Consider the following 20,504-nt stretch of genomic DNA (forward strand, 5'->3'; position numbering starts at 1 on the left):
AGAGGCCTGACGTATGGCGATGAAAAAGACCGACCTTGAAAAGAACAAGGCACTCAAGCTGAACAATGCAATGAAGCAGTCCACCGCCGAACGCTTCGGCAAGGCTTCGGCTGCGGAGCCGAAACTGGATCGCCGGGAGCAGCGCAAACTGGATCAGGCGCAAGGTCTTGTCGCGTTCGCATGCAAGCTGAACGGCGATCTGGTTGCCGAGCTGAAAGAGCGCGCCGCGACGCATCCTGAAGGCATGACTGGACTGCTGAACGAAGTGATCAAACGCGGCCTCGCGGGCTAAACACCGCTAAGGCGTATGCGCGGCGCGACATGCGTGCGCTCAACGAAGACCGCAGCGAATCGCTGAGACCCGTGACGCACGCGACCGGAATACAAAAGGCCAGAGCAGGAGCTCTGGCCTTTTTGCTTGCAACGCCTGCATCGAACCTGCACGGCATGCGCCGAACGCGCGGCGCGTGCAGCAGGCGAAGCGGCTCGCCTGGCGAAGGGGCGCCTGCTTAGTTCTGCGTGCCCTTGTCGTTCGTGCCGGCTGCCGACGCTGCTGCAGCAACCGGAGCGCGCTTGCCGTGCGTCTTCAGCTTCTTCACGTGATGCTTCTTCGGTGCGCTAGCTGCAGCGGCCGGAGCGGCTGCGTCCGATGCTTGTGCGAAAGCTTGAACCGAGACCAGCGCGATCGATGCTGCTGCGAGCGAGACGATAACTTTTTTCATGTGTTGTTCCCCAAACCTCAACGACTGAGTCAGTGTGAATGAAATAGCTGCGCGGTGAAGCAGGCAGCGCTGCAGGCGCCATACCGCTTCCCGCGGGAGAGTATTACCTGGCGTAGGCGGTTTGTCATGCGCAAAACGGGATATGTATTTTCCGGGAGACAGCTTGCTTTCGAGCCGCTTTCACTCACAAACGCCCGATACCAGGGACATCACCTAGGTCTCGCTACACCAGGTTGCGTAGCAGACTCGCGGTTTCGAGCAGCGTCGGCAGAACGCGGTGCAGCGCGGCGTTCGCTGACTCCTGACCGATCGGCATGCTCACGCTAATCGCCGCGACGACCGTGCCATGCCGGTCGCGCAGCGGCACTGCGACGCCGCGCACACCGAGTTCCAGTTGCTGGTCGGTGACCACATAACCGTTGCGCCGGATCTCGCCGAGCACTTCGCGAAGCCGCTCGATGGTGGAGTATGTGTGCGGCGTGAACACCTTGATCGGATACGACGCGAGCCATGGTTCGATGTTCTCCGGCGCCTGGAACGCCAGCAACACCAATCCCGCCGACGATAACGGCGCCGGCGCGCGCGAGCCGAGCACAAAGCCGACCGCCATCGCCCGGTTCACACCGTTACGGGCGACGTAGACAACGTCGTGTTCGTCGAGAATTGCGACGAGCGCCGTCTCCTGAAGCGTCGCCGTAATACGTTGGAGGAACGGCTGCACCGTGCGCGGCAAGCGCGCAGAGTCGAGATAGGACTGCCCTAACCGCAGCACGCGTGGCGCGAGCCAGAAGAGCTTGCCGTCGGTGTCGACGTAGCCGAGTTCGCGCAGCGTCAGCAAATAGCGGCGCGCCGCCGTGCGCGAAAGACCCGCGCGTCCGGCCACCGCGGTCGGCGTCATGCGGGCGTGCTCTTCGTCGAATGCCTCGATGATCGCGAGCGCTTTCGCGGCGCCGGCGATCCAGTCTTTGTCGTCCATCGGGTTGCCTGGAATTCGGGCTGCGAGCGAAGGCCCTGCTGTCGGCTCTTTGCTGCTTACGCCACTGGCGCGGCTCGTCGCGTAATTGTGCCCGAAGCCGCCACAGTCTTGCGCGACTATCGCGCGCGGGGGCGTCGGATCAGGCGATGGTTAGGCTTGCGGTCAAATGGACTGGCGCCTTTCGAGCAGCGGAACGCGCAATAACACGATGGAGAAGGCGTCCGGCTGAGCGCCGTCAAGCGGCGCGCGGATGTCCGTACATGTGCCTGGCGTCGCCGGTGGGCGGGAATACGCACCAGCATCCGTCGTCGTGACGGAAGAAGAAGAGTCCGCGCGAGCCGGATTGCGCCGATGTCTCCACGCGCACGTAGCGCCGGCCGCCGACACGCGTACGGCTGAATTCGGTGACGTGCAAGGCCTCAGAAGGCGCCGGCGCCAGCCATTTCTCGACGAGAAAACGCAACGATTGTTCGCTCGCCGCTCTCATGATCCGCTCCGGGCAGGCTTGGTCTCGCGGACCTCACGGGTCGTGTCGGCGCTTTCGTCGCCTTCGTCGCGTTCGTGACTTTCGCCCAGGCCCCGGTCGCGCTCGGCCGATGCAAGCGCGATTTCCCGGTTCGTGGCCGCCGCCCGCAACGTGCTGCAATGGGCAGCATGTCTGATATCCGATAGAAGACGGACCAACTGTCGTGCTGTTCTGCGTTTCATCCGACACCCCCGCACTGCACCAAGAACCTCAGAAACCACTTTAACTCTATGCCCGGATCGGGCATTTACCAACCCGTTTTGACTAAATAGCAACGGTCGCGCTGCAGAAAGAGACACGCAAGCTTCGTTCCGTCTGCCTCAATTTGCGCGCGACTGTGTGTGCGATCTGTACGCTCGCGAGCCATCAGCGGTAGGAGGGGTAGCCCCGCGCGCAGCCTGGCATAGCCTGGCGGTTCACCACTTATCCACAGCGGCCTATGCATAACGTCGGGATAGCGCATGGAACAGCCTGTGCGCGAAATCTTGATAAAACGGATGGGGCGTCGCCAGCAGGGAAAGTTATCCCGAGCTTGTAGATTTTCTACAGCGCGGTCCCCCACGGTTATCGCGACCGCATTACTTTGATCTAACGGAAGAATTAGAGGTTATCCACAGACGGGACTAACCCTTGTTAACTACTACTACATATGTATACGTCTTAAGTTAAAGACATAGGAAAACTGGGCTGCGCGCTGTTTGCGGGCTGCGCGCGCATCGATTGGTCGCAGCCCCGACACCTTCGCTAGAACTCAACGTACCGAGGCCGCTTCGCTGGCCGGTTGCACAGAAGCGGCTTTGCCGATCGGGTCCGGCATTTCCGGCGCAGGCAGAGGCGCCGCTGCCTCGACCGGCACCGGCAGCAGGTGCGTCTCGATACGGTCATTGACGACAGGCTGAGTGCGTACCACGGTCTGCAGATAGTGGCCGACGAGACCAAAGAAACGGTCGTAGAACTTGCCAGAGGGAATCGTCTCGCTGGAAATCTTCACCATAGCGTCGCTGTTCGAGCGGATTGGCAGCGACAGCGAACCGAGCACGCTCAATCCGACACTCGCCGACGTGTCGCTCTTTTTCAAAGCGAAGCCGTTCTGCACGGCGTTCACATAGACGATGCTGCTACTGCTTGCCTCTTCGCCCGGCGTGCATACCACATGAAATTCGACGACCACGTGGGTATCGCCGGTGGGCTGGAAGTTCTTCGTGCCGTCGACGGTATCGTTGCGGATCATCGTCGTCAGATAGCCCTGGCTCAACAGTGCTCGACGCGCGGCCTCACATGTGTCGGTCACGCTCGAGTTGAAATTGCGCGCATATGGGCTCGCGCCGGTTTCGAATAGCTCTTGCTGGAATTTGGGCGTCGGCGCGCTGCTGCAAGCGGCGAGCATCAGCAGGCCGCACAGCGAGGCCGCAGTGGTCTTTAAAAGCGAGATGAACATGGTCAATCAGAAACGCTGCGTGAATGCGAAAGAAATCGCAAAGGAAACGCATTGTAGAGCGGTTGTCGCCAGTGCGTAAAAAGCGTGCAGCAAATCGGCCGACGCGCCACTTGCGCCGTCTTTCACCGTGAATCTAGCGAGATGACAACCGTCGCCCCGCACAGCGCGGCTGCGGCAAAGGGCGAACCTGGGGAAAAGAAGAGTTGGCGTTCAGTTCGACGCTGTGGGAAGCGCCGCAGACGTTACCGCGCCGTTTGCGCCCGCGCCGCCAGCAACGGGCGACGGAACAGTGAACGCATCGGACCAGTTGCTGGATGCCGCACAACCGTCGGACGTGGAGCGGGCGTCGCAGGAGTCCGTTCGGCCGCTCGGATTTTTGGCTGAGTCTAGAGGTGTCGCGACGCCGGCAAAATCGCCCGCACGCATGCTGACTTTCTGCGCGTACGCTTGCGAGCCGCCGTAGCTCTTGAGCGCGGCGTTCATATCGCCGTTAGATGAGCGCATGTAGCCGTACAGGATCGCGGAGCCGGCTTCGATATTTGCCGTCGGCTCGGTGAGATCCTTCACGTTTCTTAGAAGTCCGCGATGAGCGCTTGGCACGACCTGCATCAGCCCCGTCGCGCCATTGGCGCCCTTGGCCTTTTCCTTGAAGCGTGACTCGATCGAGATGATCGCCAGCAACAGCGCCGGCGGCAGCGAATATTTCGATGCGGCGGATTGCACTGCATCGGATATCTTTGCAGCCTTCTCCTTGGCGAGGCCGAACTTCCGCGTCAGATATGCGGACATGCGGTCACCATTCTCCTCAGCCATCGCCGATTGGGCGAGGCCGAGCGAAAGCAGTATCAGGCAAAGTAACCGACTCATGGCATAGGTCTGAGGAAAAAGTTTGCGCATTATAACCCTGCCTTAAAAATAGGCATCGGTTTGGTTAAAAGCGGACTCCAAGCGTAGATGCTGCGGACAAGGGAGGTTTGCCGTCGCTGCAATCCCGCCGCCGAAGTCGCGCTGCGTGTCTACGCGTTGAAGGCGACCCGTTGTTGCGAAGATGCGCGCTCTTGTGCGCTCCTCTCCGCACGGGGGGGGAACGCGAAACAGCCTGACTTCCGCGGATTTGAGACAATGACGGTCGCCGGCGATCATCCGTCCGCGACAATCGCAGGTTAATCGAACACGAGATGTCCTCAGCATGAGCAAGACCGCATTTATTCCCAGCGTCCCCGCAGCATCGGAGGATGATTTCGAAATATCGGCGACGTCCAAGCTCGCGGGCTACCGGCGTTTCTACGGCGTATTGAAAGTAGTTCGAACCACCGACGGCCGTGTGCTATTCCCGTTCGATGGCGCACCGGAACTCGGCCCGTATCCAACGAAGCTGGAGGCGGTCGCGGCCGCGCAGGTCTACGGCGAACACATCGCGTTGTCCGACCTGGCCCGGCCGGAGCTATGAGCCCAATGGGGCGACGACGAGTCTCGCAGGTAGCAATCAAGGGCGACGTTGTGCAAACGAAAAAGCGCCGGCTCATAGCCGGCGCTTTTGCTTGGATGCAGTATCTGAATCTACAACAACAAAGCCCCACCAAAACCCCGTTTACTCCACCGTCACCGACTTCGCCAGATTCCGCGGCTTATCCACGTCCGTACCCCGTGCGCAAGCCGTGTGATACGCCAGCAACTGCAGCGGCACCACGTGCAGGATCGGCGACAACAGACCGTAGTGCTCCGGCATCCGGATTACATGGATGCCCTCGTCGTTGACGATCTTCGTATCCGCGTCGGCGAAAACAAAGAGCTGGCCGCCGCGCGCGCGTACTTCCTGGATGTTCGACTTGAGCTTCTCGAGCAACGCGTCGTTTGGTGCGACGGTCACGACGGGCATTGCCTCGGTGACGAGGGCAAGCGGTCCGTGCTTCAGTTCGCCAGCCGGGTACGCCTCGGCGTGAATGTAGGAAATCTCCTTTAGCTTCAACGCGCCTTCAAGCGCGATCGGATAGTGCATGCCGCGGCCGAGGAACAGCGCATGTTCCTTGCGCGAAAACTCTTCCGACCACGCGATGATCTGCGGCTCGAGCGCCAGCACGCTGTTCAACGCGGCGGGCAAATGGCGAAGCTGCCGCAAGTATTCGGTTTCCTGCTCCGCGCTCACGCGCCCGCGCTGTTTCGCGAGCGTGACGGCCAGAACGAACAGCGCGACCAGTTGCGTCGTAAACGCCTTTGTCGACGCAACGCCGATCTCGCGGCCCGCATGCGTGAGGAACGCCAATTCCGTTTGGCGCACCATCGCGCTCGTGCCGACGTTGCACACGGCGAGCGTATGCCGATGCCCAAGCGCCTGCGCATGCTTGAGCGCCGCGAGCGTGTCCGCGGTTTCGCCAGACTGCGATATCACGACCACGAGCGACTTCGGATTAGGCACCGACTCGCGGTAGCGATACTCGCTCGCAATCTCTACCTGCGTCGGGATCTTTGCGATCGACTCGAGCCAGTATTTAGCGGTGAGTCCCGAGAAATAGCTCGTGCCGCACGCGAGGATCAGCAGATTGTCGATGTCCGCAAACACGCTCTCGGCATTCTCACCGAACAGCGAGGCATCGAACGAATCCGATTGCGGGATCGTGTCGGAGATCGCGCGCGGCTGCTCGAAAATTTCCTTCTGCATGAAGTGGCGGTACGGGCCAAGCTCCACCGCGCCGCCGTATGCCGCGACCTGACGCACCTCGCGGCGCACCTCGTTGCCCTCGCGGTCGGCAATACGCACGCCTTCGAGCGTCAGTTCGCACACATCGCCTTCTTCCAGAAAAATGAAGCGCTCCGTGCTGCCCGCGAGCGCAAGCGCGTCGGATGCAAGGAAGTTCTCGCCGTCGCCGAGTCCCACCACGAGCGGCGAGCCCTGCCGCGCACCCACCACGGTATGCGGCTGGTCCTTATGCAGCACGGCGATCGCATAAGCGCCATGCAGTTGCGCGACCGCCTCGCGCACAGCCGCAAACAGATCGCCCCGATACAGGCTATGAATCAGATGGGCGATAACCTCTGTGTCGGTCTGCGAGACGAACGTGTAACCCTTGCCGCGCAGCATTTCACGCAATGATTCGTAGTTTTCGATAATGCCGTTGTGTACCAACGCGAGCGCATCTTTCGAAAAGATCGGGTGAGCGTTGTCGGTGACCGGCGCGCCATGCGTGGCCCAGCGCGTATGGGCGATACCTGTGATGCCGCCCAGGTGGCTGTCGCGTACCTGCTCGTCGAGATCGGCGACGCGCGCCACGCTGCGAGCGCGCGCCGGGCCGCCTTCGCCCAGCACGGCCACGCCGCATGAGTCGTAGCCGCGATATTCGAGGCGCCGCAGTCCTTCGATCAGGACGGGGACGATATTACGTTGCGCTGCCGCGCCAACAATGCCGCACATGGTCTGTTCCTCGTTCAGTGCTGGAAGCTTGCGGGGCGCATCGCCCCGCGCCGTTCCATCAACTCTTCTTTTTAGTCGGGCGTACGTAGCCCGTCTTGCTGGTTTGCGTCTTGTCGTTCAGGACCAGCGCGTCTGCTTCGACGTCCTTCCAGACCGTGGTGCCCGCCGCGATCGTCGCGCCCCGCTTCACACGCACCGGCGCAACCAGTTGCGTGTCTGAACCGACGAATACGTCGTCTTCGATGATCGTGCGGAATTTGTTGGCACCGTCGTAATTGCACGTGATGGTGCCCGCGCCGATGTTCACTCGCGCGCCGATATCCGAGTCGCCGATATACGTGAGGTGATTCGCTTTCGAGCCATGGCCGAGCACCGCGTTTTTTACCTCCACGAAATTGCCGACATGCGATTCATCGTGCAACGACGCGCCCGGGCGCAACCGCGCATAAGGCCCGAGCACGACATTCGCGCCGACTTCCGCGCCTTCGATATGCGTGAACGCATCGACCCGCGTACCGGCGCCGATGGTCGCATTGCGGATCACGCAGTTCGGCCCGATCGTCACGTTATCAGCCAGCGTTACGCGGCCCTCGAACACGCAGTTCACGTCGATCGACACATCGCGGCCGCACTCCAGCGTGCCGCGCACGTCCACGCGCGCCGGATCGGCAAGCGTCACGCCGGACACGAGCAGCGCGTCAGCCACGTTGCGCTGATGAATCCGTTCCAGCTCGGCAAGCTGCTGCTTGCTGTTCACGCCGAGCGTTTCCCATTCATCTTGAGGCTGCGTGGTGACGACTTCGAGGCCCGCTTCGATCGCCATTTCGACCGCGTCGGTCAGATAGAACTCGCCTTGCGCGTTGTCGTTCCTCAGCGCGGCGAGCCAGCCCGAAAGACGCTCGGTGGGTGTAACGATAATGCCTGTGTTGATCTCGGCAATCAGAAGCTGGTCGGCGTTTGCGTCTTTCTGCTCGACGATGCGGGACACCTTGCCCTGCGAATCGCGCACGATGCGGCCGTAGCCGCTCGGGTCGGCAAGCGTCACCGTCAGGACGCCGTAACCATGCTGGCCCGCGCGCTCGACCAGCGCCCGGAGCGTGGTTGCGCGCGTGAGCGGCACGTCGCCGTAGAGCACGAGCGTGGGCACGGACGGATCGAGAAGCGGCAAAGCCTGCTGCACCGCGTGGCCCGTGCCGAGTTGCTGTTCTTGCACGGCGAACTGCACGTCGGGCGCGGCAACGGTTTCGCGGACCAATTCGGCGCCGTGACCGATCACCACGACGAGCCGCGTGGGCTTCAGTGTGCGTGCAGTCTCGATGACATGAGCGAGGAGCGGCCGGCCGGCCAGGGGATGGAGCACCTTGGGAAGCGCGGAACGCATGCGCTTACCGGTGCCTGCCGCCAAAATCACGATGTTCATGGCGTCGGCATATAGACGAGTTCGGAGCCGACGATTCTATCACGCACGCTCTTGTCAAAATGACCGCGAAAGCGGCCATTTTGCAAGCGAAAGGACGCGCGCAGACGCCTTTTTTGCGAGCCTTCGAATCAAAGATCGTCGAACTGGACGATCGAGATCGGCCGCGCGGCGCCAAGCGGTGCGCCATTATCGGCGTCGGTCGAGCAAGGTTCTTCGTCGAACGCGATGTCGCCTTGCGGATCGGCCTCGCCGGTGGCGCGCAGGCCCGCGAACGGAAACAGCTTGTGATCCATCAAGTGCGACGGCACGACATTCGACAATGCGTTGAACATATTTTCGATGCGCCCCGGAAAGCGCTTTTCCCAATCACGGATCAGCGCCTTCATTTCCGCGCGTTTCAGATTCGGCTGGCTGCCGCACAGATTGCACGGAATGATCGGGAATTCACGCAACTCGGCGTACTTTTCCAGATCTGTTTCCTTCACGTAGGCGAGCGGACGGATCACGATATTCTTGCCGTCGTCCGATTGCAGCTTGGGCGGCATGCCCTTCAGCTTGCCGCCGTAGAACATGTTCAGCAGCAACGTTTGAAGAATGTCGTCGCGATGATGGCCGAGCGCGATCTTGGTCGCGCCAAGCTCGCCCGCCACACGATACAGAATGCCGCGCCGCAGCCGCGAACACAGCGAGCAGGTGGTCTTGCCCTCGGGCACCAGTCGCTTGACGATGCTATACGTGTCCTGATTTTCGATGTGAAACGGTATGTCGAGCTGCTTCAGATACTCGGGCAACACATGCTCGGGAAAGCCGGGCTGCTTCTGGTCGAGGTTCACCGCAACGATGTCGAAGTTGATCGGCGCGCGTTCGCGCAGCCGCATCAGCACGTCGAGCATCGCATAGCTGTCCTTGCCGCCCGACAGGCAGACCATCACCTTGTCGCCGTCCTCGATCATGTTGAAATCGCCGATCGCCTCGCCCACCTGGCGCGCGAGCCGCTTGAAGAGCTTGTTGTTCTCGTACGCTTCCTTCTGCTCGCGGCGCGTGAGCGGCGACTTCTGACGGGTCGCGGGCGTGGTGTCCTCAATGATTTCCGGAGCATTCATGGCTCAATCCTCTTTGATGCGGAAAACTTCGACGCCCACCGCGTCGCAGTCGGGATAAACGTCCGGCTTTTCGGTCGAGACGCGCGCGGCCCGCACTTGCGGATGCTCGAGCATGGTCTTGACGAGGTCGTCGCACAGCGTTTCCTGCAAGTGAATGTGGCCTTGCTCGACGCGGCGCGAAATGGTCGAACGCATGAAGTCGTAGTCGACCACTTCGTTCAGCTTGTCCTCAACCGGCGTGGACAGCGCGAGCGGCACGAACAGTTCGACGTTGATCACGACGCGCTGTTCGCCGCGCTTTTCGAAGTCGTGCACGCCTATGTTGATGTGCACTTCGTAATTGCGCAGAAAGAGCCGGCGGCAATCGGCGAGCCGGGGATGCGAAAGAGCGGCAAACATGTTCGTTCCAGTCCAAAAGAGCGTGGGGGCACGCAAAGAGCACTTCAGGCGCCCACTAGAAACCATTAAAAACCCGTTAAAAACATCACGTCGCGCGGCAGCGGCACGAGGTGCTGCCCGCCGTCGACCACCAGCGTCGTTCCTGTGACCCCGGTTGCGTCCGCGAGATACAGTGCGGCGGCAACAATATCCTCCGGCCGCGACGCACGGCCCAAAGGCGTCACCCGGTGAGCGGCCGCAAAATTCTCCGCCGTCTGATCGGCTGATTGCATCGTCAGACCAGGCGCGAGTCCCACCACGCGCACTTTCGGCGCCAACGCCTGCGCGAGCGCGACCGTGGCCGTCTGCAACGCCGCCTTCGACAGCGTATACGACAGGTAATCCGGATTCATGTTGTACAGCTTCTGGTCCAACACGTTGATCACGACGCTGCGCTGGGTCTCGTCGACGAGCGCGGCTTGCGGCGTCGCGTCGAACAACATGCGGGCCAGCACGAGCGGCGCGCCGAGGTTGATCGCGGTCAGCTTCAGCAGCAGTTCGTAGCCGACGTCGAGGGGCGTGTCTTCCTCGAAGCTCGACGCATTGTTGACGATGCACGCCGGCCGTCCAAGCGCCGCGGTGCAGGCCGGCAACAGGGCCGCGACCTGGGCCTCGTCGCTCAGTTCCGCATGCAAGGCCACCGCCCGGCGGCCCATGCCCGCAATTTCGGCGACCACCTCTTCCGCTTCCCCGCGCGACGCGCCGTAATGGACAGCCACGTCCCAGCCCCGCGCGGCAAAGCCGAGCGCGAGCGAGCGTCCGATGCGGCGCGCTGCGCCGGTAATCAGCACGACACGCGGCGTTTGAGGCGCGCGGGCGGCGGCGGTGTCCATAGAAGCGGTCATTTACAATGCGGGAATGAATCCGAAAGCTCACCAACCCGATAGTTTACCTGCTCCCGGCCAGAGCGCGCTCGCGCAGTCCGAAGCGCTCGTCGCGCTGATTCGAGCGGAGCTCGAAGACGCCGGCGGCTGGTTGCCGTTCGACCGCTATATGGAGCGCGCGCTGTACGCGCCCGGACTCGGCTACTACAGCGGCGGCGCCCGCAAATTCGGCTTGCGTGGCGACGACGGTAGCGACTTCGTCACGGCGCCCGAACTATCGCCGCTGTTCGCGGCAACACTGGCGCGTCCCATCGCCGAAGCGCTGCAGGCAAGCGGCACGCGCGACGTGATGGAGTTCGGCGCCGGCACCGGCAAACTCGCGGCCGGTCTGCTGAACGCGCTCGCCGCGCTCGGCGCCGAATTCGACAGCTATTCGATCGTCGATCTGTCGGGGGAACTGCGCGAGCGTCAGCGCGAAACGATCGAAGCCGCCGCACCCGCGCTCGCGGGCAAAGTGCGCTGGCTCGACGCATTGCCGGAGCGCTTCGAGGGCGTGGTGATCGGCAATGAAGTGTTGGACGCGATGCCGGTGCGGCTTTTCGCTTCCGTCGACGGCGCCTGGCAGGAACGCGGTGTTGCATGGCGCGACGGGTGGTTCGCATTCGAAGACCGCCCGGTTTCCGCATCCGCCGATGTTGCATTGCTGTCCGAGATCGACACGGCCGGCGGCGATTACCTCGCCGAAACGCACGACGCCGCACGCGCCTTCACGCGTACCGTCTGCACGATGCTCGCACGCGGCGCGGCGTTTTTCATCGACTACGGTTTCCCGCGTCACGAGTACTATCATGCGCAGCGCGCGCAAGGCACGCTGATGTGCCACTACCGGCATCGCGCGCATGGCGATCCATTTGTCTATCCGGGCTTGCAGGACATTACCGCGCACGTGGAATTCACTGGTATCGCCGAAGCGGGCGTCGAAACAGGCGCCGATCTGCTGGGGTTCACGTCGCAAGCCCGCTTCCTGCTGAACGCGGGCATTACGGACGTGTTAGCCGAAATCGATCCCGCCGACACAGCGCGCTTTCTGCCCGCGGCGAACGCGGTGCAAAAGCTGTTGTCGGAGGCCGAAATGGGCGAACTGTTCAAGGTGATCGCGTTCTCGCGCGGACTGGAAGACACGCTGCAGGCGTTTTCCAGCGGCGACCGGTCGCACACGCTGTAATGCCGGGGTACTCGCGATGATCCGCTGGCTGTTGACTACTTTCGTTGCCCTCGCGGTGCTGTCGGCTTGCTGGCCATGGCTTCGAAAGCTGGGCATTGGACGAATGCCCGGCGACGTCAGCGTGCGTCTCTTCGGACGCGAATATCACTTTCCGTTTATGTCGACCTTGTTGCTGTCGATGTTGCTGTCGCTGATCGCTAGGCTTTTATAAAGCCGCCGCGGTTGATCGCGGCAGCGACAGCGACAGCGACAGCCCGGATAGCACTTCCAGCAACACCGCCCGCGCGCTACCGCCCCACTTCGCTCACTCGAGCGCCGCGGCCACAGCCCGCACGCGTTCTTCATGCACGGCGTCCTTGATGCCGGCCGGCGCATCGGCGAGCCGCCTGGCGACGGCGCCCGCGTCCACGCCCCGCGCTGCGACGAGCGCGACTCGCAAACGCTCCGCCTGCGGATACTCGCGCGCTTCGAAACCGAGCCGGCCGCGCGCGTCCGCCTCGCAAGCCTGCAGTGCTTCCGCGAAACGCGAAGGCTTGCGTATCGCGTCGCTGCGCTCGAGCAGCCTCACGAGCGCAGCCGCGCCCATTTCCATCACGCGATGAATGTTGCCGTGCTCGCGCGCCACCAGCACCGCGAGGTCGCGACATTCGTTCGGGACACGCAAGCGCTCGCATAGGGGCTTGAGCAGATCCACGCTGCGTCCTTCGTGGCCGATATGCCGCGGCAGAATATCTTCGGGCGTGGTGGCTTTGCCGAGGTCATGCGTCAGCGCGGCAAACCGCACGGGCAGCGCATAACCCTGCTGCGCCGCGTGGTCGAGCACCATCATCACGTGCACGCCCGTATCGACCTCGGGGTGATAGTCGGCGCGCTGCGGCACGCCGAACAGCGCGTCGATCTCCGGCAGAATCCGCGCCAATGCGCCGCAATCGCGCAGTACTTCGAACATGCGCGACGGCTTCTTCTCCATCAAACCGCGCGACACCTCCTGCCACACGCGCTCGGCGACGAGCGCGTCCACTTCGCCGTCCGCCACCATCTTGCGCATGAGCGCGAGTGTCTCGGGCGCGACGGTGAAATCGGGGAAACGCGCGGCGAAGCGTGCAATCCGCAAGATGCGCACGGGATCTTCGAGAAACGCGTCGCTGACGTGGCGGAAGAGCTTTGCCTGCAAGTCGCGCTGACCGCCAAACGGATCGATCACCGGGCCGGTCAGTTCGCCTCCCGGACGCACCTCGCGAGCCATTGCGTTGATTGTCAGGTCGCGGCGCGCAAGGTCTTCTTCGAGCGTCACGTCGGGCGCGTAGAAGAACTGGAAGCCGTGATAGCCCGCCGCGGTTTTCCGCTCGGTGCGCGCGAGCGCGTACTCCTCGTGCGTCTGCGGATGCAGGAACACGGGGAAGTCCTTGCCGACCGGACGGTAGCCCTGCGCGACCATCTGCTCGGGTGTTGCGCCGACCACCACGTAATCGCGATCCTGGACCGGCACGCCCAGCAGTTCGTCGCGAATCGCGCCGCCTACTGCATAGATGTTCATGGGCATTCGTCTAGATATGCAACGGCGTGCGTCTCGCTGAGCGCGTCGTCGATCCAGGCTTTTACGGCGGGCACGGCCTTGATCCGGCGCACATACCCCGACGACGTCTCGGACAGCGCCGGCTGCCACGTATTGAAGCGCATGGCCACCGGCGCATACATCGCGTCCGCAATGGTGAACTCGCCGAACAGGAAAGGACCGCCATATGTGTCCAGACAGTTGCGCCAGATCGCCTCGATACGCGCGATGTCGGCCAGCACGCCTGGCTTTCCGTTCTTGCCGGGGAACGACGCGCGGATGTTCATCCACATGTTCGAGCGCAATTCACCGAAGTCGGAATGCATCTCGGCGCTCACGCTGCGTGCATGGGCACGCGCCGCCGGGTCGCGCGGCCACAGCGCATGCTGAGGGAAGCGCTCGGCCAGCGTCTCGGCGATTGCCAGAGAATCCCAGACGGCAAGGCCCGCATCGTCGATCAGACATGGGATCTTGCCGGGGCCGTTCGGCGCATGAGCAAGCACGGCAGCGTTGGTGCCGGGCTGGTCCAGATGAATCAGGACTTCGTCGAATGCAATGCCGAAATGCTTGAACAGCAGCCACGGACGCATCGACCACGACGAATAGTTCTTGTCACCAATAAGCAGCTTCATGCGGGTTCGTATGAGGAAGAGTATGAGGAAGAAGGTGAAAAGGTTCAGCGTCCCGCGCTCGCGCGAAACGCATCGAAACGCGAGCGTGCCGACGCCCCGCTCAGATAGACAGGCGCGATAGTTTCGATGCTGGCCGGTTCGAGGCCAAGCTCGGGTGCGAGCGGCCGGCTCAACACATTATCGACTTTCATCGAATCGAGATTGTCGCGCGTGATGACGGGTTCACCGGGCGCCATTTCAAATGTCATTGCCTGCATGCGCGCCAGCATTTGCGGCAGACGGATGATGCTCGCGTGCCGGCCGATGACATCGCCGCAATATTTGACGAGCTCTTCGAGCGAATAGACGCTTGGCCCGCCAAGCTCGTAGGTTTTGCCGCTGGCCGCGTCCAGATCGAGCACGTTGACGATCGCCTTCGCGACGTCGCCGACATAGACAGGCTGGAATTTCGCGTCCGGCATTGCAAGCGGGATCACCGGGAAAATGCGCTGCAGGAAAGCGAACTTGTTGAGAAACTGGTCTTCCGGACCGAACACGACGGATGGCCGGAAAACCGTCCACGCAAGATTCGACGCGTGCACGGCTTTCTCGCCGTCGCCCTTCGAGCGCGCGTACATGCTCGGGCCGTTCGAGTCGGCGCCGAGCGCGCTCAAATGAATGAGCCGATGCACGCCCTTGCCTTCGCAAGCCGCCGCAATTTTGGTGGGCAGTTCGACGTGAGCGCGCGCGAATTCGGGACCGTATGGTGTGCGGCGCTTGCCGTGCAGCGTGCCGACGAGATTGATCACACAGTCGGTGCCCTCGACGAAGCGCGCGAGTTGGACTGGATCGAAGACATCGGTCTCGACCACGTCGATAGGAAGCAGCGTGAGGTGGCGCGCGTTATAGCGTCGCCGTGTGGCGATGCGCACGTCTTTGCCCACTTCAACGAGGGCGTTGACGAGATGGCTTCCGATAAAACCGGAACCACCAATGATCGCAATGGCTTTATGTCGCATTTTCGACTCCCTGGTGGAAGCCGCGGCAACGGCTGGCGTGGCGCACCGCTACCTCGCACCGAGGCAGCGGCGGCACGGCGCTTACGGTGCGATGTAACCCAGACGCGCCTTCAGCGATTGCGGACGGCCTTCGAACAATGCCGCGTAGTAGACCGTGTTGGACAACACATTCTTCACGTAGTCACGCGTTTCCTGGAAGGGAATCGCCTCGGCGAAGATCGCGCCTTCAACCGGATGCTGCAACGTCTGCCGCCAGTTGCGCGGACGGCCCGGCCCTGCGTTGTAACCCGCGGTGGCCAGCACGGCGGAACCATCGAACTGATTGTAGATCATCGACAGGTAGTTCGTGCCCAGCAGGATGTTGGTGTTGATGTCGTTCATCTGCTCGCGCGAAATCGGGCCGAGGCCGATCTGCTTCGCGACGAGTTGCGCGGTGCCGGGCATCAGTTGCATCAAACCGCCCGCGCCGACTTCAGAGCGCGCGTTGATGATGAAGCGCGATTCCTGGCGAATCAGCCCGTACGCCCATTCCACGTCGAGGCCGCTCGACTGCGCATCGCGTTCGACGATGTCCCGGAACGGCGACAGGTAACGCAGCGAGAAATCGTGTTCGGTTTTCGTGCGGTCGGCGGTGTTGACGGTGCGGTCATACAGCTGGATACGGCGCGCGTATTCGGCGGTGGCAAGCAGCTGACGGTCGCTCATGGTGCGCAGCGGCCAGTTCCATTCGCGATTGCCTTCGAGCCGCAGGTTCAGCGCGTAGAAGCGCTGCGCCAGATCGAAACCAGGCGTGTTGCCGGCCTGCTGGACTTCGGAATCGGTCACCATGGTTTTCGGCGGCACCGAAATCTTCTGCCCGAGTTCTTCAGCGGCCAGTTGCCCATAGAAGTTGAAAGCCTGCGAGATCGATTCGAACTCCTGGTTGGCCGTGGTCGTGTCGCCCGCCTGCTTGAGCGCGCGGGCATGCCAATAGACCCACGACGGCTGATTTCGCAGTGCCACCGGCATCTGCTCGATCGACCAGCGCACCATGTTCCAGTCTCCCGCGAGCAGCGCGGTGCGTGTGCGCCATTCATATGCGGGATTGGAGAGCGGCGCGTTTGCCGATAACCTGTACCAGTCGGTGGCACTCGGCATCTGTTTGGCGGCCGCCTGGTAGGCAATGGTGCCCCAGCCGACGGCGCGCTCCGGCGAATTCAGCGACGGCGCGACAGACGCGAACGTGGCCGCGGCCATGGCCGGATCGTTGCGAGCCATGCGCGTGATGGCGAGCAATGCAAGTTGATGCGATTGCGCATCGGGACTGACACCGTGCGCGAGCAACAACGGCGGCGTACTGGTAGCCTGGCCGAACAGCACCGGATCGGGCGCCTGGTCGCCTAGCGCGTCGACCAGCTTGCTGCCGGTATTCGGATAGTTCTGTTCGTACGCGAGACGGATCTGTTGCCAGATGTCGTCGGTGCTGAACTGCTTGTTCACGCCGAGCACCGTGATCAGATCGACGCAGCCGTCGCCGTACCATTTCGGATCGACGAGCAGTGCGCGCGCCGCGTCCGCGACATTCTCGCCGCGCGACGCACGCGATTCGAGTGCATAGCACTTGACCTGCGTGTCGTCGTTCAGCACGAAGCGCGCATATTGCTGGTCGAAGTTGCGCCAGTCGTGGCGCGTGCCGAGCACCGTGAGGTAGTCGTTGCGCATGCGGTCGGCGATCGCCTGGCCGTCGTACTTCTGCAGGAACGCGAGCACCGGCGCGTCTGGCGCGTCGACGCGCGCATGGCCGCTCGAATCGAAGAGTTGTGGCTTGATCTGGAAGTACTCCAGATACGAAGGCGCCGGATAGCTCGGGATCATGCTTGCCAACTGCACGGCACGAGCCGCGTCGTTATTGCGGGCGGCCTCGCGCAACTGGACGAAAATCTGATCGTCGTTGGTGAGCTGCGAAATGGGAAGAGGCTTGACGGCTGACGCCGTGCTGCATGCGACGAGCGCCGCTGCGGCTAACGCCATGCCGGCCGCGCGATATACTCGATAAAGACTTTTTGACATCGTTGTTTCTGGAGCGCGAATTGAACCCAAGCATAGCATGCAACCCTGTCGCGGAATCGAAAAAGGCGCTGCGTCGAATGCTATTGGAAGCAAGGCTACAAGCGGCTTCCGAGCCGACGAACAATGCCGCGCTCGGGCGCCGCGTTCTCGATGCCCTGAAGCATTTCGACGCGCAAAGCGTGGGGTTCTACTGGCCGCTGCCGGGCGAATTCGATGCGCGCGCAGCGATCTCCATCTGGCTCACCGGCAGTCCGCAACGCAAAGCCAGTATGCCGATCATCAAGGAACGCGGGCTGCCGCTCGAGTTCCACGCATGGTCGCCGGATACGCCGATGAAGATCGGTCATCACAAGATCGCGGAGCCCACTACCGGGCGAATGGTGATTCCCGAACTACTGCTCGTACCCTGCGTCGGTTTCGATGCCGACGGCTACCGGCTCGGTTACGGCGGCGGCTATTACGACCGCACGCTCGCGGGCTGGCCGGGCGCGAAGAAGCCGATCACGGTGGGTGTGGCGTATGACGCATGCCGCACCCCTGCGCTGGAGCGCGAGGTGCATGACATTCCGCTAGACATGATCGTGACCGAGACGGGGCTTCACGCGCGGGCCGTCGGCTAGGTGCGTCTGGCGAGCGACTGGGGCGACGCCGCCTGGCGCGGCTCAGGCGGCTTGCGCGCTTTGCGCGCTGCCAGGAAGCTCATGCGCGCGGGTGCGCACCTCAGCGCCTCACTTTCATAACGACGCCGCCGCGCGCGCGGCCGTGTCGTACATTCCCGACGCGTTGCGCATGAGTTGCGCCGCGTCGCCGATCTGCTCGTTGGTGAGGCCGCTTTCCTTTAGCGTCGAGATGAGACAACTCTCGCGCACCTCCCGATACTTCAGGCACAGCGCGCGGCCCGCTTCCGTCGCCGAAAAAAACACTTCCTTGCCGGTCTTTTCGCTTTTTACATACCCTCTAGCTACGAGCTTCTTCAACGCATAGGTCGCGACGTGCGTGTCTTCTATGTTGAGCACGAAGCAGATGTCGGCCAGCTTTTTGCGGCGCTCGCGATGACTCACGTGATGCAGCAGCGAAACCTCGATGGCGGTCATGTCCTTATCCCCGGCGGCCGACATGCAGCGCACCATCCATCGGTTGAATGCGTTGCCGGCCATGATGAGTGCGTACTCGAGCTCGGACAGTTCCGCGCTCGTGTCCGACACGAGATGTTCCGACGAGACGATCTTGGTGGGATGCCGCGACATGTGAATTTCTCAGGAAAACGGGATGGAGAGTGTCGGGAGTGTACGACGAGCGGCTCACGGCGGCGAGCCTGGCGAAAACTCTTATTGATAAATTGTTGATATTTTATTGACAATGTACGCTTCAGACGTCGCGTAACCCGCCCCCATGGTTTCCGACGGTGTTCAACGCAGAACTCTTCGACTTCTTCGGGTCTTCAAGCCATGAGCCAACCCAGAATTTTTCCGCTCGGCGACGCCGCGCTTGTCTGCGAGGCGCCCCCACCCGCGACGCTGGACTGCCAGCGCCGCGTGTGGGCGGCTGCCGAGTTGGCGCAAGACTGGCCTCATGTGCTCGAGGTCGTGCCGGGCATGAACAACCTGACGCTCGTGTTCGACCCCGTCGAAGGCGACCGTGACGCGCTAACGGCCCGGCTGCAGGATGCCTGGCAAGCGGTCAGCGCAGCGCCCGCGGCGGGCCGCGAAGTCGAAGTCCCGGTTCAGTACGGCGGGGAGTTCGGTCCCGACCTCGGTGCCGTGGCGAACCACACGGGCTTAAGCGTGCGCGAGGTGATCGAGCGGCATTCGGGTGGCGAGTACGTGGTGTTTTTCCTCGGCTTTCAGCCGGGCTTCGCCTATATGGGCGGACTGGATGAGGCGCTGCACACACCGCGCCGCGCATCGCCGCGACTCGAAGTGCCGGCCGGTTCGGTCGGCATCGGCGGGGAGCAGACCGGCATTTATCCGGCCACGTCGCCCGGCGGCTGGCAACTGATCGGCCGGACCGAACTGCCGCTGTTCGACCCGACGCGCCGGCCGCCCACCTTGTTGCAGCCGGGCGACCGGGTGCGCTTTACGATTGCGGGGATACACGCATGATCGACGTGATTCGCGCAGGTCTTTTGACCACGATTCAGGACCTCGGCCGTCAGGGCTACCGGCATCTGGGCGTCGCGATGGGTGGGGCGCTCGACCGCCTGTCGCTGGAAGTCGGCAACCGGCTCGTCGGCAACCGGCCCGACGCCGCAGGTCTCGAAATCACCTTCGGCCCCACCGTGCTGCGCTTTTTGCGCCCGACGCGGGTGGCCATTACCGGCACCGAATTCGGCGCGACGCTCGACGGCAAGCCGGTCTACTCCTGGTGGAGCCTGCCCGTGAAGGCCGGCCAGGAACTGGTGCTGAACGCGGCGAAGCGCGGCATGCGCGGCTACGTGTGCATAGCGGGCGGCATCGACGTATTGCCGATGCTCGGCTCGCGCAGCACCGACCTCGCCGCTCACTTCGGCGGCCTCGGGGGCCGCGCGCTGCGCGATGGCGACCGCCTGCCGGTCGGCGCGCCGCAGCAGCGCGCGCACGTCGGCTTCTCGCCGGAGGCGCCGGAGTTCGGCGTCAAAGCGCCCGCCTGGTGCAAGTTCGTGCTCGTGGACGAACCGCTGCGGCGCGGCCGTCATCCGACAGGCGTGCCTTGGGCGGTCCCCATTCGCGTGCTGCGCGGCCCCGAGTACGAGAGCTTCACCGAAGAAGCTCACGAGTCTTTCTGGTCCGACGAGTGGCTGGTCACGCCGAACAGCAACCGCATGGGCTACCGGCTCGCGGGCACGGAGCTCAAGCGCAAAGTCAAAGCGGATCTGCTGTCACATGCGGTGCTGCCGGGCACGATTCAGGTGCCGCCGAACGGCCAGCCGATCGTGCTGATGAGCGACGCGCAGACTACCGGCGGGTATCCGAAGATCGGCGCGGTCATTCAGGCCGACTTGTGGAAGCTCGCCCAGGTGCGGCTGAATGCGGCGGTCCGCTTCATTCCGACCACACCCTACGAAGCACGCCACGCTTTACTGGAAGAGCGCACCTATTTGCGGCAAATCGACGCCGCCATAGCAATGCATGAAGAACGTTGCGCACGGCAGATGGCCGCCGCAGCGTTGTGACAATGACCGCCCCCAAACCTGGCGCGTCGCGCCCGGCC

22 protein-coding genes are annotated in these 20,504 nt (G+C 62.8%); 7 read left to right on the forward strand and 15 right to left on the reverse strand.

The features are described 5' to 3' along the window. The first annotated feature begins 13 nt into the window (after nt 1–13). Entirely contained in the window at nt 14–292 is a 279-nt protein-coding gene (locus tag RW095_RS34105) for a hypothetical protein (RefSeq protein ID WP_020070816.1), read from the forward strand. A 217-nt stretch (nt 293–509) separates the two neighbouring features. On the opposite strand, the gene RW095_RS34110 is transcribed toward RW095_RS34105, so the two are convergent. The 5 genes from RW095_RS34110 to RW095_RS34130 all read right to left on the reverse strand — a co-directional run bounded on the left by RW095_RS34110 (nt 510) and on the right by RW095_RS34130 (nt 4,529). Next, complete coding sequence (locus RW095_RS34110) at nt 510–722, reverse strand: hypothetical protein (protein ID WP_020070814.1); 213 nt, start codon at nt 720–722, stop codon at nt 510–512. Nucleotides 723–945: 223 nt separating this feature from the next. Beyond that, the gene (locus RW095_RS34115) at nt 946–1,698 is read right to left on the reverse strand and encodes an IclR family transcriptional regulator domain-containing protein (protein WP_317020227.1); all 753 of its coding nucleotides are present in this window, start codon (nt 1,696–1,698) and stop codon (nt 946–948) included. A gap of 235 nt (nt 1,699–1,933) precedes the next feature. After that, nucleotides 1,934–2,185 (reverse strand): hypothetical protein, encoded by a 252-nt coding sequence (locus RW095_RS34120; RefSeq protein WP_317020228.1) that lies wholly within the window; start codon nt 2,183–2,185, stop codon nt 1,934–1,936. Nucleotides 2,186–2,975: 790 nt separating this feature from the next. After that, nucleotides 2,976–3,662, reverse strand: a complete 687-nt coding sequence (locus RW095_RS34125; RefSeq protein ID WP_317020229.1) for a DUF2242 domain-containing protein — start codon at nt 3,660–3,662, stop codon at nt 2,976–2,978. 210 nt (nt 3,663–3,872) lie between these two features. Beyond that, entirely contained in the window at nt 3,873–4,529 is a 657-nt protein-coding gene (locus RW095_RS34130; protein WP_317020230.1) for a lytic transglycosylase domain-containing protein, read from the reverse strand. A 322-nt stretch (nt 4,530–4,851) separates the two neighbouring features. Between RW095_RS34130 and RW095_RS34135 the strand changes: the two genes are divergently transcribed. Next, the gene (locus tag RW095_RS34135; protein WP_128588731.1) at nt 4,852–5,112 is read left to right on the forward strand and encodes a DUF6723 family protein; all 261 of its coding nucleotides are present in this window, start codon (nt 4,852–4,854) and stop codon (nt 5,110–5,112) included. Nucleotides 5,113–5,253: 141 nt separating this feature from the next. Here the strand turns inward: RW095_RS34135 and glmS are convergent, their stop codons facing one another. From glmS to RW095_RS34160, 5 genes are all read right to left on the reverse strand, one after another. Continuing rightward, nucleotides 5,254–7,071, reverse strand: a complete 1,818-nt coding sequence (glmS, locus tag RW095_RS34140) for a glutamine--fructose-6-phosphate transaminase (isomerizing) (RefSeq protein WP_317020231.1) — start codon at nt 7,069–7,071, stop codon at nt 5,254–5,256. Between the two features lie 58 nt (nt 7,072–7,129). Then, nucleotides 7,130–8,491, reverse strand: coding sequence for a bifunctional UDP-N-acetylglucosamine diphosphorylase/glucosamine-1-phosphate N-acetyltransferase GlmU (gene glmU / locus RW095_RS34145; RefSeq protein WP_317020232.1), 1,362 nt, complete (start codon nt 8,489–8,491; stop codon nt 7,130–7,132). Between the two features lie 128 nt (nt 8,492–8,619). Next, complete coding sequence (gene ttcA, locus RW095_RS34150) at nt 8,620–9,594, reverse strand: tRNA 2-thiocytidine(32) synthetase TtcA (protein ID WP_317020233.1); 975 nt, start codon at nt 9,592–9,594, stop codon at nt 8,620–8,622. Nucleotides 9,595–9,597: 3 nt separating this feature from the next. Beyond that, nucleotides 9,598–9,993, reverse strand: a complete 396-nt coding sequence (locus RW095_RS34155) for a dihydroneopterin aldolase (protein WP_128589190.1) — start codon at nt 9,991–9,993, stop codon at nt 9,598–9,600. A 65-nt stretch (nt 9,994–10,058) separates the two neighbouring features. Beyond that, entirely contained in the window at nt 10,059–10,877 is an 819-nt protein-coding gene (locus RW095_RS34160; RefSeq protein ID WP_317020234.1) for an SDR family oxidoreductase, read from the reverse strand. A 13-nt stretch (nt 10,878–10,890) separates the two neighbouring features. Between RW095_RS34160 and RW095_RS34165 the strand changes: the two genes are divergently transcribed. After that, the gene (locus tag RW095_RS34165) at nt 10,891–12,081 is read left to right on the forward strand and encodes a class I SAM-dependent methyltransferase (protein WP_317020235.1); all 1,191 of its coding nucleotides are present in this window, start codon (nt 10,891–10,893) and stop codon (nt 12,079–12,081) included. Nucleotides 12,082–12,097: 16 nt separating this feature from the next. After that, complete coding sequence (locus RW095_RS34170; protein WP_020070801.1) at nt 12,098–12,292, forward strand: DUF2905 domain-containing protein; 195 nt, start codon at nt 12,098–12,100, stop codon at nt 12,290–12,292. 93 nt (nt 12,293–12,385) lie between these two features. Here RW095_RS34170 and RW095_RS34175 read toward each other — a convergent pair whose 3' ends face one another. The 4 genes from RW095_RS34175 to RW095_RS34190 all read right to left on the reverse strand — a co-directional run bounded on the left by RW095_RS34175 (nt 12,386) and on the right by RW095_RS34190 (nt 17,315). After that, nucleotides 12,386–13,618, reverse strand: coding sequence for a multifunctional CCA addition/repair protein (locus RW095_RS34175; protein WP_317020236.1), 1,233 nt, complete (start codon nt 13,616–13,618; stop codon nt 12,386–12,388). After that, nucleotides 13,615–14,268, reverse strand: coding sequence for a glutathione S-transferase family protein (locus tag RW095_RS34180; protein ID WP_317020237.1), 654 nt, complete (start codon nt 14,266–14,268; stop codon nt 13,615–13,617). The genes RW095_RS34175 and RW095_RS34180 overlap by 4 nt, the downstream gene beginning before the upstream one ends. Before the next feature lie 44 nt (nt 14,269–14,312). Continuing rightward, entirely contained in the window at nt 14,313–15,266 is a 954-nt protein-coding gene (locus tag RW095_RS34185) for a complex I NDUFA9 subunit family protein (RefSeq protein ID WP_317020238.1), read from the reverse strand. 81 nt (nt 15,267–15,347) lie between these two features. After that, nucleotides 15,348–17,315: a lytic transglycosylase domain-containing protein gene (locus tag RW095_RS34190; protein WP_317020239.1), complete on the reverse strand. Its 1,968-nt coding sequence runs from the start codon at nt 17,313–17,315 to the stop codon at nt 15,348–15,350. A 77-nt stretch (nt 17,316–17,392) separates the two neighbouring features. On the opposite strand from RW095_RS34190, the gene RW095_RS34195 reads away from it, so the two are divergent. Beyond that, nucleotides 17,393–17,935, forward strand: coding sequence for a 5-formyltetrahydrofolate cyclo-ligase (locus tag RW095_RS34195; RefSeq protein ID WP_317020240.1), 543 nt, complete (start codon nt 17,393–17,395; stop codon nt 17,933–17,935). Between the two features lie 114 nt (nt 17,936–18,049). On the opposite strand, the gene RW095_RS34200 is transcribed toward RW095_RS34195, so the two are convergent. Then, on the reverse strand, nt 18,050–18,562 hold the full coding sequence (locus tag RW095_RS34200; RefSeq protein ID WP_020070795.1) for a winged helix DNA-binding protein: 513 nt from the start codon (nt 18,560–18,562) through the stop codon (nt 18,050–18,052). 201 nt (nt 18,563–18,763) lie between these two features. Here RW095_RS34200 and pxpB point away from each other — a divergent pair, with 201 nt between their 5' ends. Together pxpB and RW095_RS34210 are read left to right on the forward strand one after the other, a co-directional pair. After that, nucleotides 18,764–19,417 (forward strand): 5-oxoprolinase subunit PxpB, encoded by a 654-nt coding sequence (gene pxpB, locus RW095_RS34205; RefSeq protein ID WP_317020241.1) that lies wholly within the window; start codon nt 18,764–18,766, stop codon nt 19,415–19,417. Beyond that, nucleotides 19,414–20,466, forward strand: a complete 1,053-nt coding sequence (locus RW095_RS34210) for a 5-oxoprolinase subunit C family protein (protein ID WP_317020242.1) — start codon at nt 19,414–19,416, stop codon at nt 20,464–20,466. The genes pxpB and RW095_RS34210 overlap by 4 nt, the downstream gene beginning before the upstream one ends. Nucleotides 20,467–20,504 lie beyond the last annotated feature (38 nt).

Origin of the sequence: Paraburkholderia kirstenboschensis, assembly GCF_032806925.1 — a bacterium.
GTDB classification, from domain to species: Bacteria; Pseudomonadota; Gammaproteobacteria; order Burkholderiales; family Burkholderiaceae; genus Paraburkholderia; species Paraburkholderia kirstenboschensis.

Coding starts and splice junctions, on each gene's coding strand:
- RW095_RS34125 (WP_317020229.1), bottom strand. CDS start 3,662: ATGTTCATCTCGCTTTTAAAGACCACTGCGGCCTCGCTGTGCGGCCTG.
- RW095_RS34175 (WP_317020236.1), bottom strand. CDS start 13,618: ATGAACATCTATGCAGTAGGCGGCGCGATTCGCGACGAACTGCTGGGC.
- RW095_RS34155 (WP_128589190.1), bottom strand. CDS start 9,993: ATGTTTGCCGCTCTTTCGCATCCCCGGCTCGCCGATTGCCGCCGGCTC.
- RW095_RS34170 (WP_020070801.1), top strand. CDS start 12,098: ATGATCCGCTGGCTGTTGACTACTTTCGTTGCCCTCGCGGTGCTGTCG.
- glmU (WP_317020232.1), bottom strand. CDS start 8,491: ATGAACATCGTGATTTTGGCGGCAGGCACCGGTAAGCGCATGCGTTCC.
- RW095_RS34105 (WP_020070816.1), top strand. CDS start 14: ATGGCGATGAAAAAGACCGACCTTGAAAAGAACAAGGCACTCAAGCTG.
- glmS (WP_317020231.1), bottom strand. CDS start 7,071: ATGTGCGGCATTGTTGGCGCGGCAGCGCAACGTAATATCGTCCCCGTC.
- RW095_RS34120 (WP_317020228.1), bottom strand. CDS start 2,185: ATGAGAGCGGCGAGCGAACAATCGTTGCGTTTTCTCGTCGAGAAATGG.
- RW095_RS34200 (WP_020070795.1), bottom strand. CDS start 18,562: ATGTCGCGGCATCCCACCAAGATCGTCTCGTCGGAACATCTCGTGTCG.
- RW095_RS34165 (WP_317020235.1), top strand. CDS start 10,891: ATGAATCCGAAAGCTCACCAACCCGATAGTTTACCTGCTCCCGGCCAG.
- RW095_RS34115 (WP_317020227.1), bottom strand. CDS start 1,698: ATGGACGACAAAGACTGGATCGCCGGCGCCGCGAAAGCGCTCGCGATC.
- RW095_RS34210 (WP_317020242.1), top strand. CDS start 19,414: ATGATCGACGTGATTCGCGCAGGTCTTTTGACCACGATTCAGGACCTC.
- RW095_RS34110 (WP_020070814.1), bottom strand. CDS start 722: ATGAAAAAAGTTATCGTCTCGCTCGCAGCAGCATCGATCGCGCTGGTC.
- RW095_RS34130 (WP_317020230.1), bottom strand. CDS start 4,529: ATGAGTCGGTTACTTTGCCTGATACTGCTTTCGCTCGGCCTCGCCCAA.
- RW095_RS34160 (WP_317020234.1), bottom strand. CDS start 10,877: ATGACCGCTTCTATGGACACCGCCGCCGCCCGCGCGCCTCAAACGCCG.
- RW095_RS34180 (WP_317020237.1), bottom strand. CDS start 14,268: ATGAAGCTGCTTATTGGTGACAAGAACTATTCGTCGTGGTCGATGCGT.
- pxpB (WP_317020241.1), top strand. CDS start 18,764: ATGAGCCAACCCAGAATTTTTCCGCTCGGCGACGCCGCGCTTGTCTGC.
- RW095_RS34190 (WP_317020239.1), bottom strand. CDS start 17,315: ATGTCAAAAAGTCTTTATCGAGTATATCGCGCGGCCGGCATGGCGTTA.
- ttcA (WP_317020233.1), bottom strand. CDS start 9,594: ATGAATGCTCCGGAAATCATTGAGGACACCACGCCCGCGACCCGTCAG.
- RW095_RS34185 (WP_317020238.1), bottom strand. CDS start 15,266: ATGCGACATAAAGCCATTGCGATCATTGGTGGTTCCGGTTTTATCGGA.
- RW095_RS34135 (WP_128588731.1), top strand. CDS start 4,852: ATGAGCAAGACCGCATTTATTCCCAGCGTCCCCGCAGCATCGGAGGAT.
- RW095_RS34195 (WP_317020240.1), top strand. CDS start 17,393: ATGCTATTGGAAGCAAGGCTACAAGCGGCTTCCGAGCCGACGAACAAT.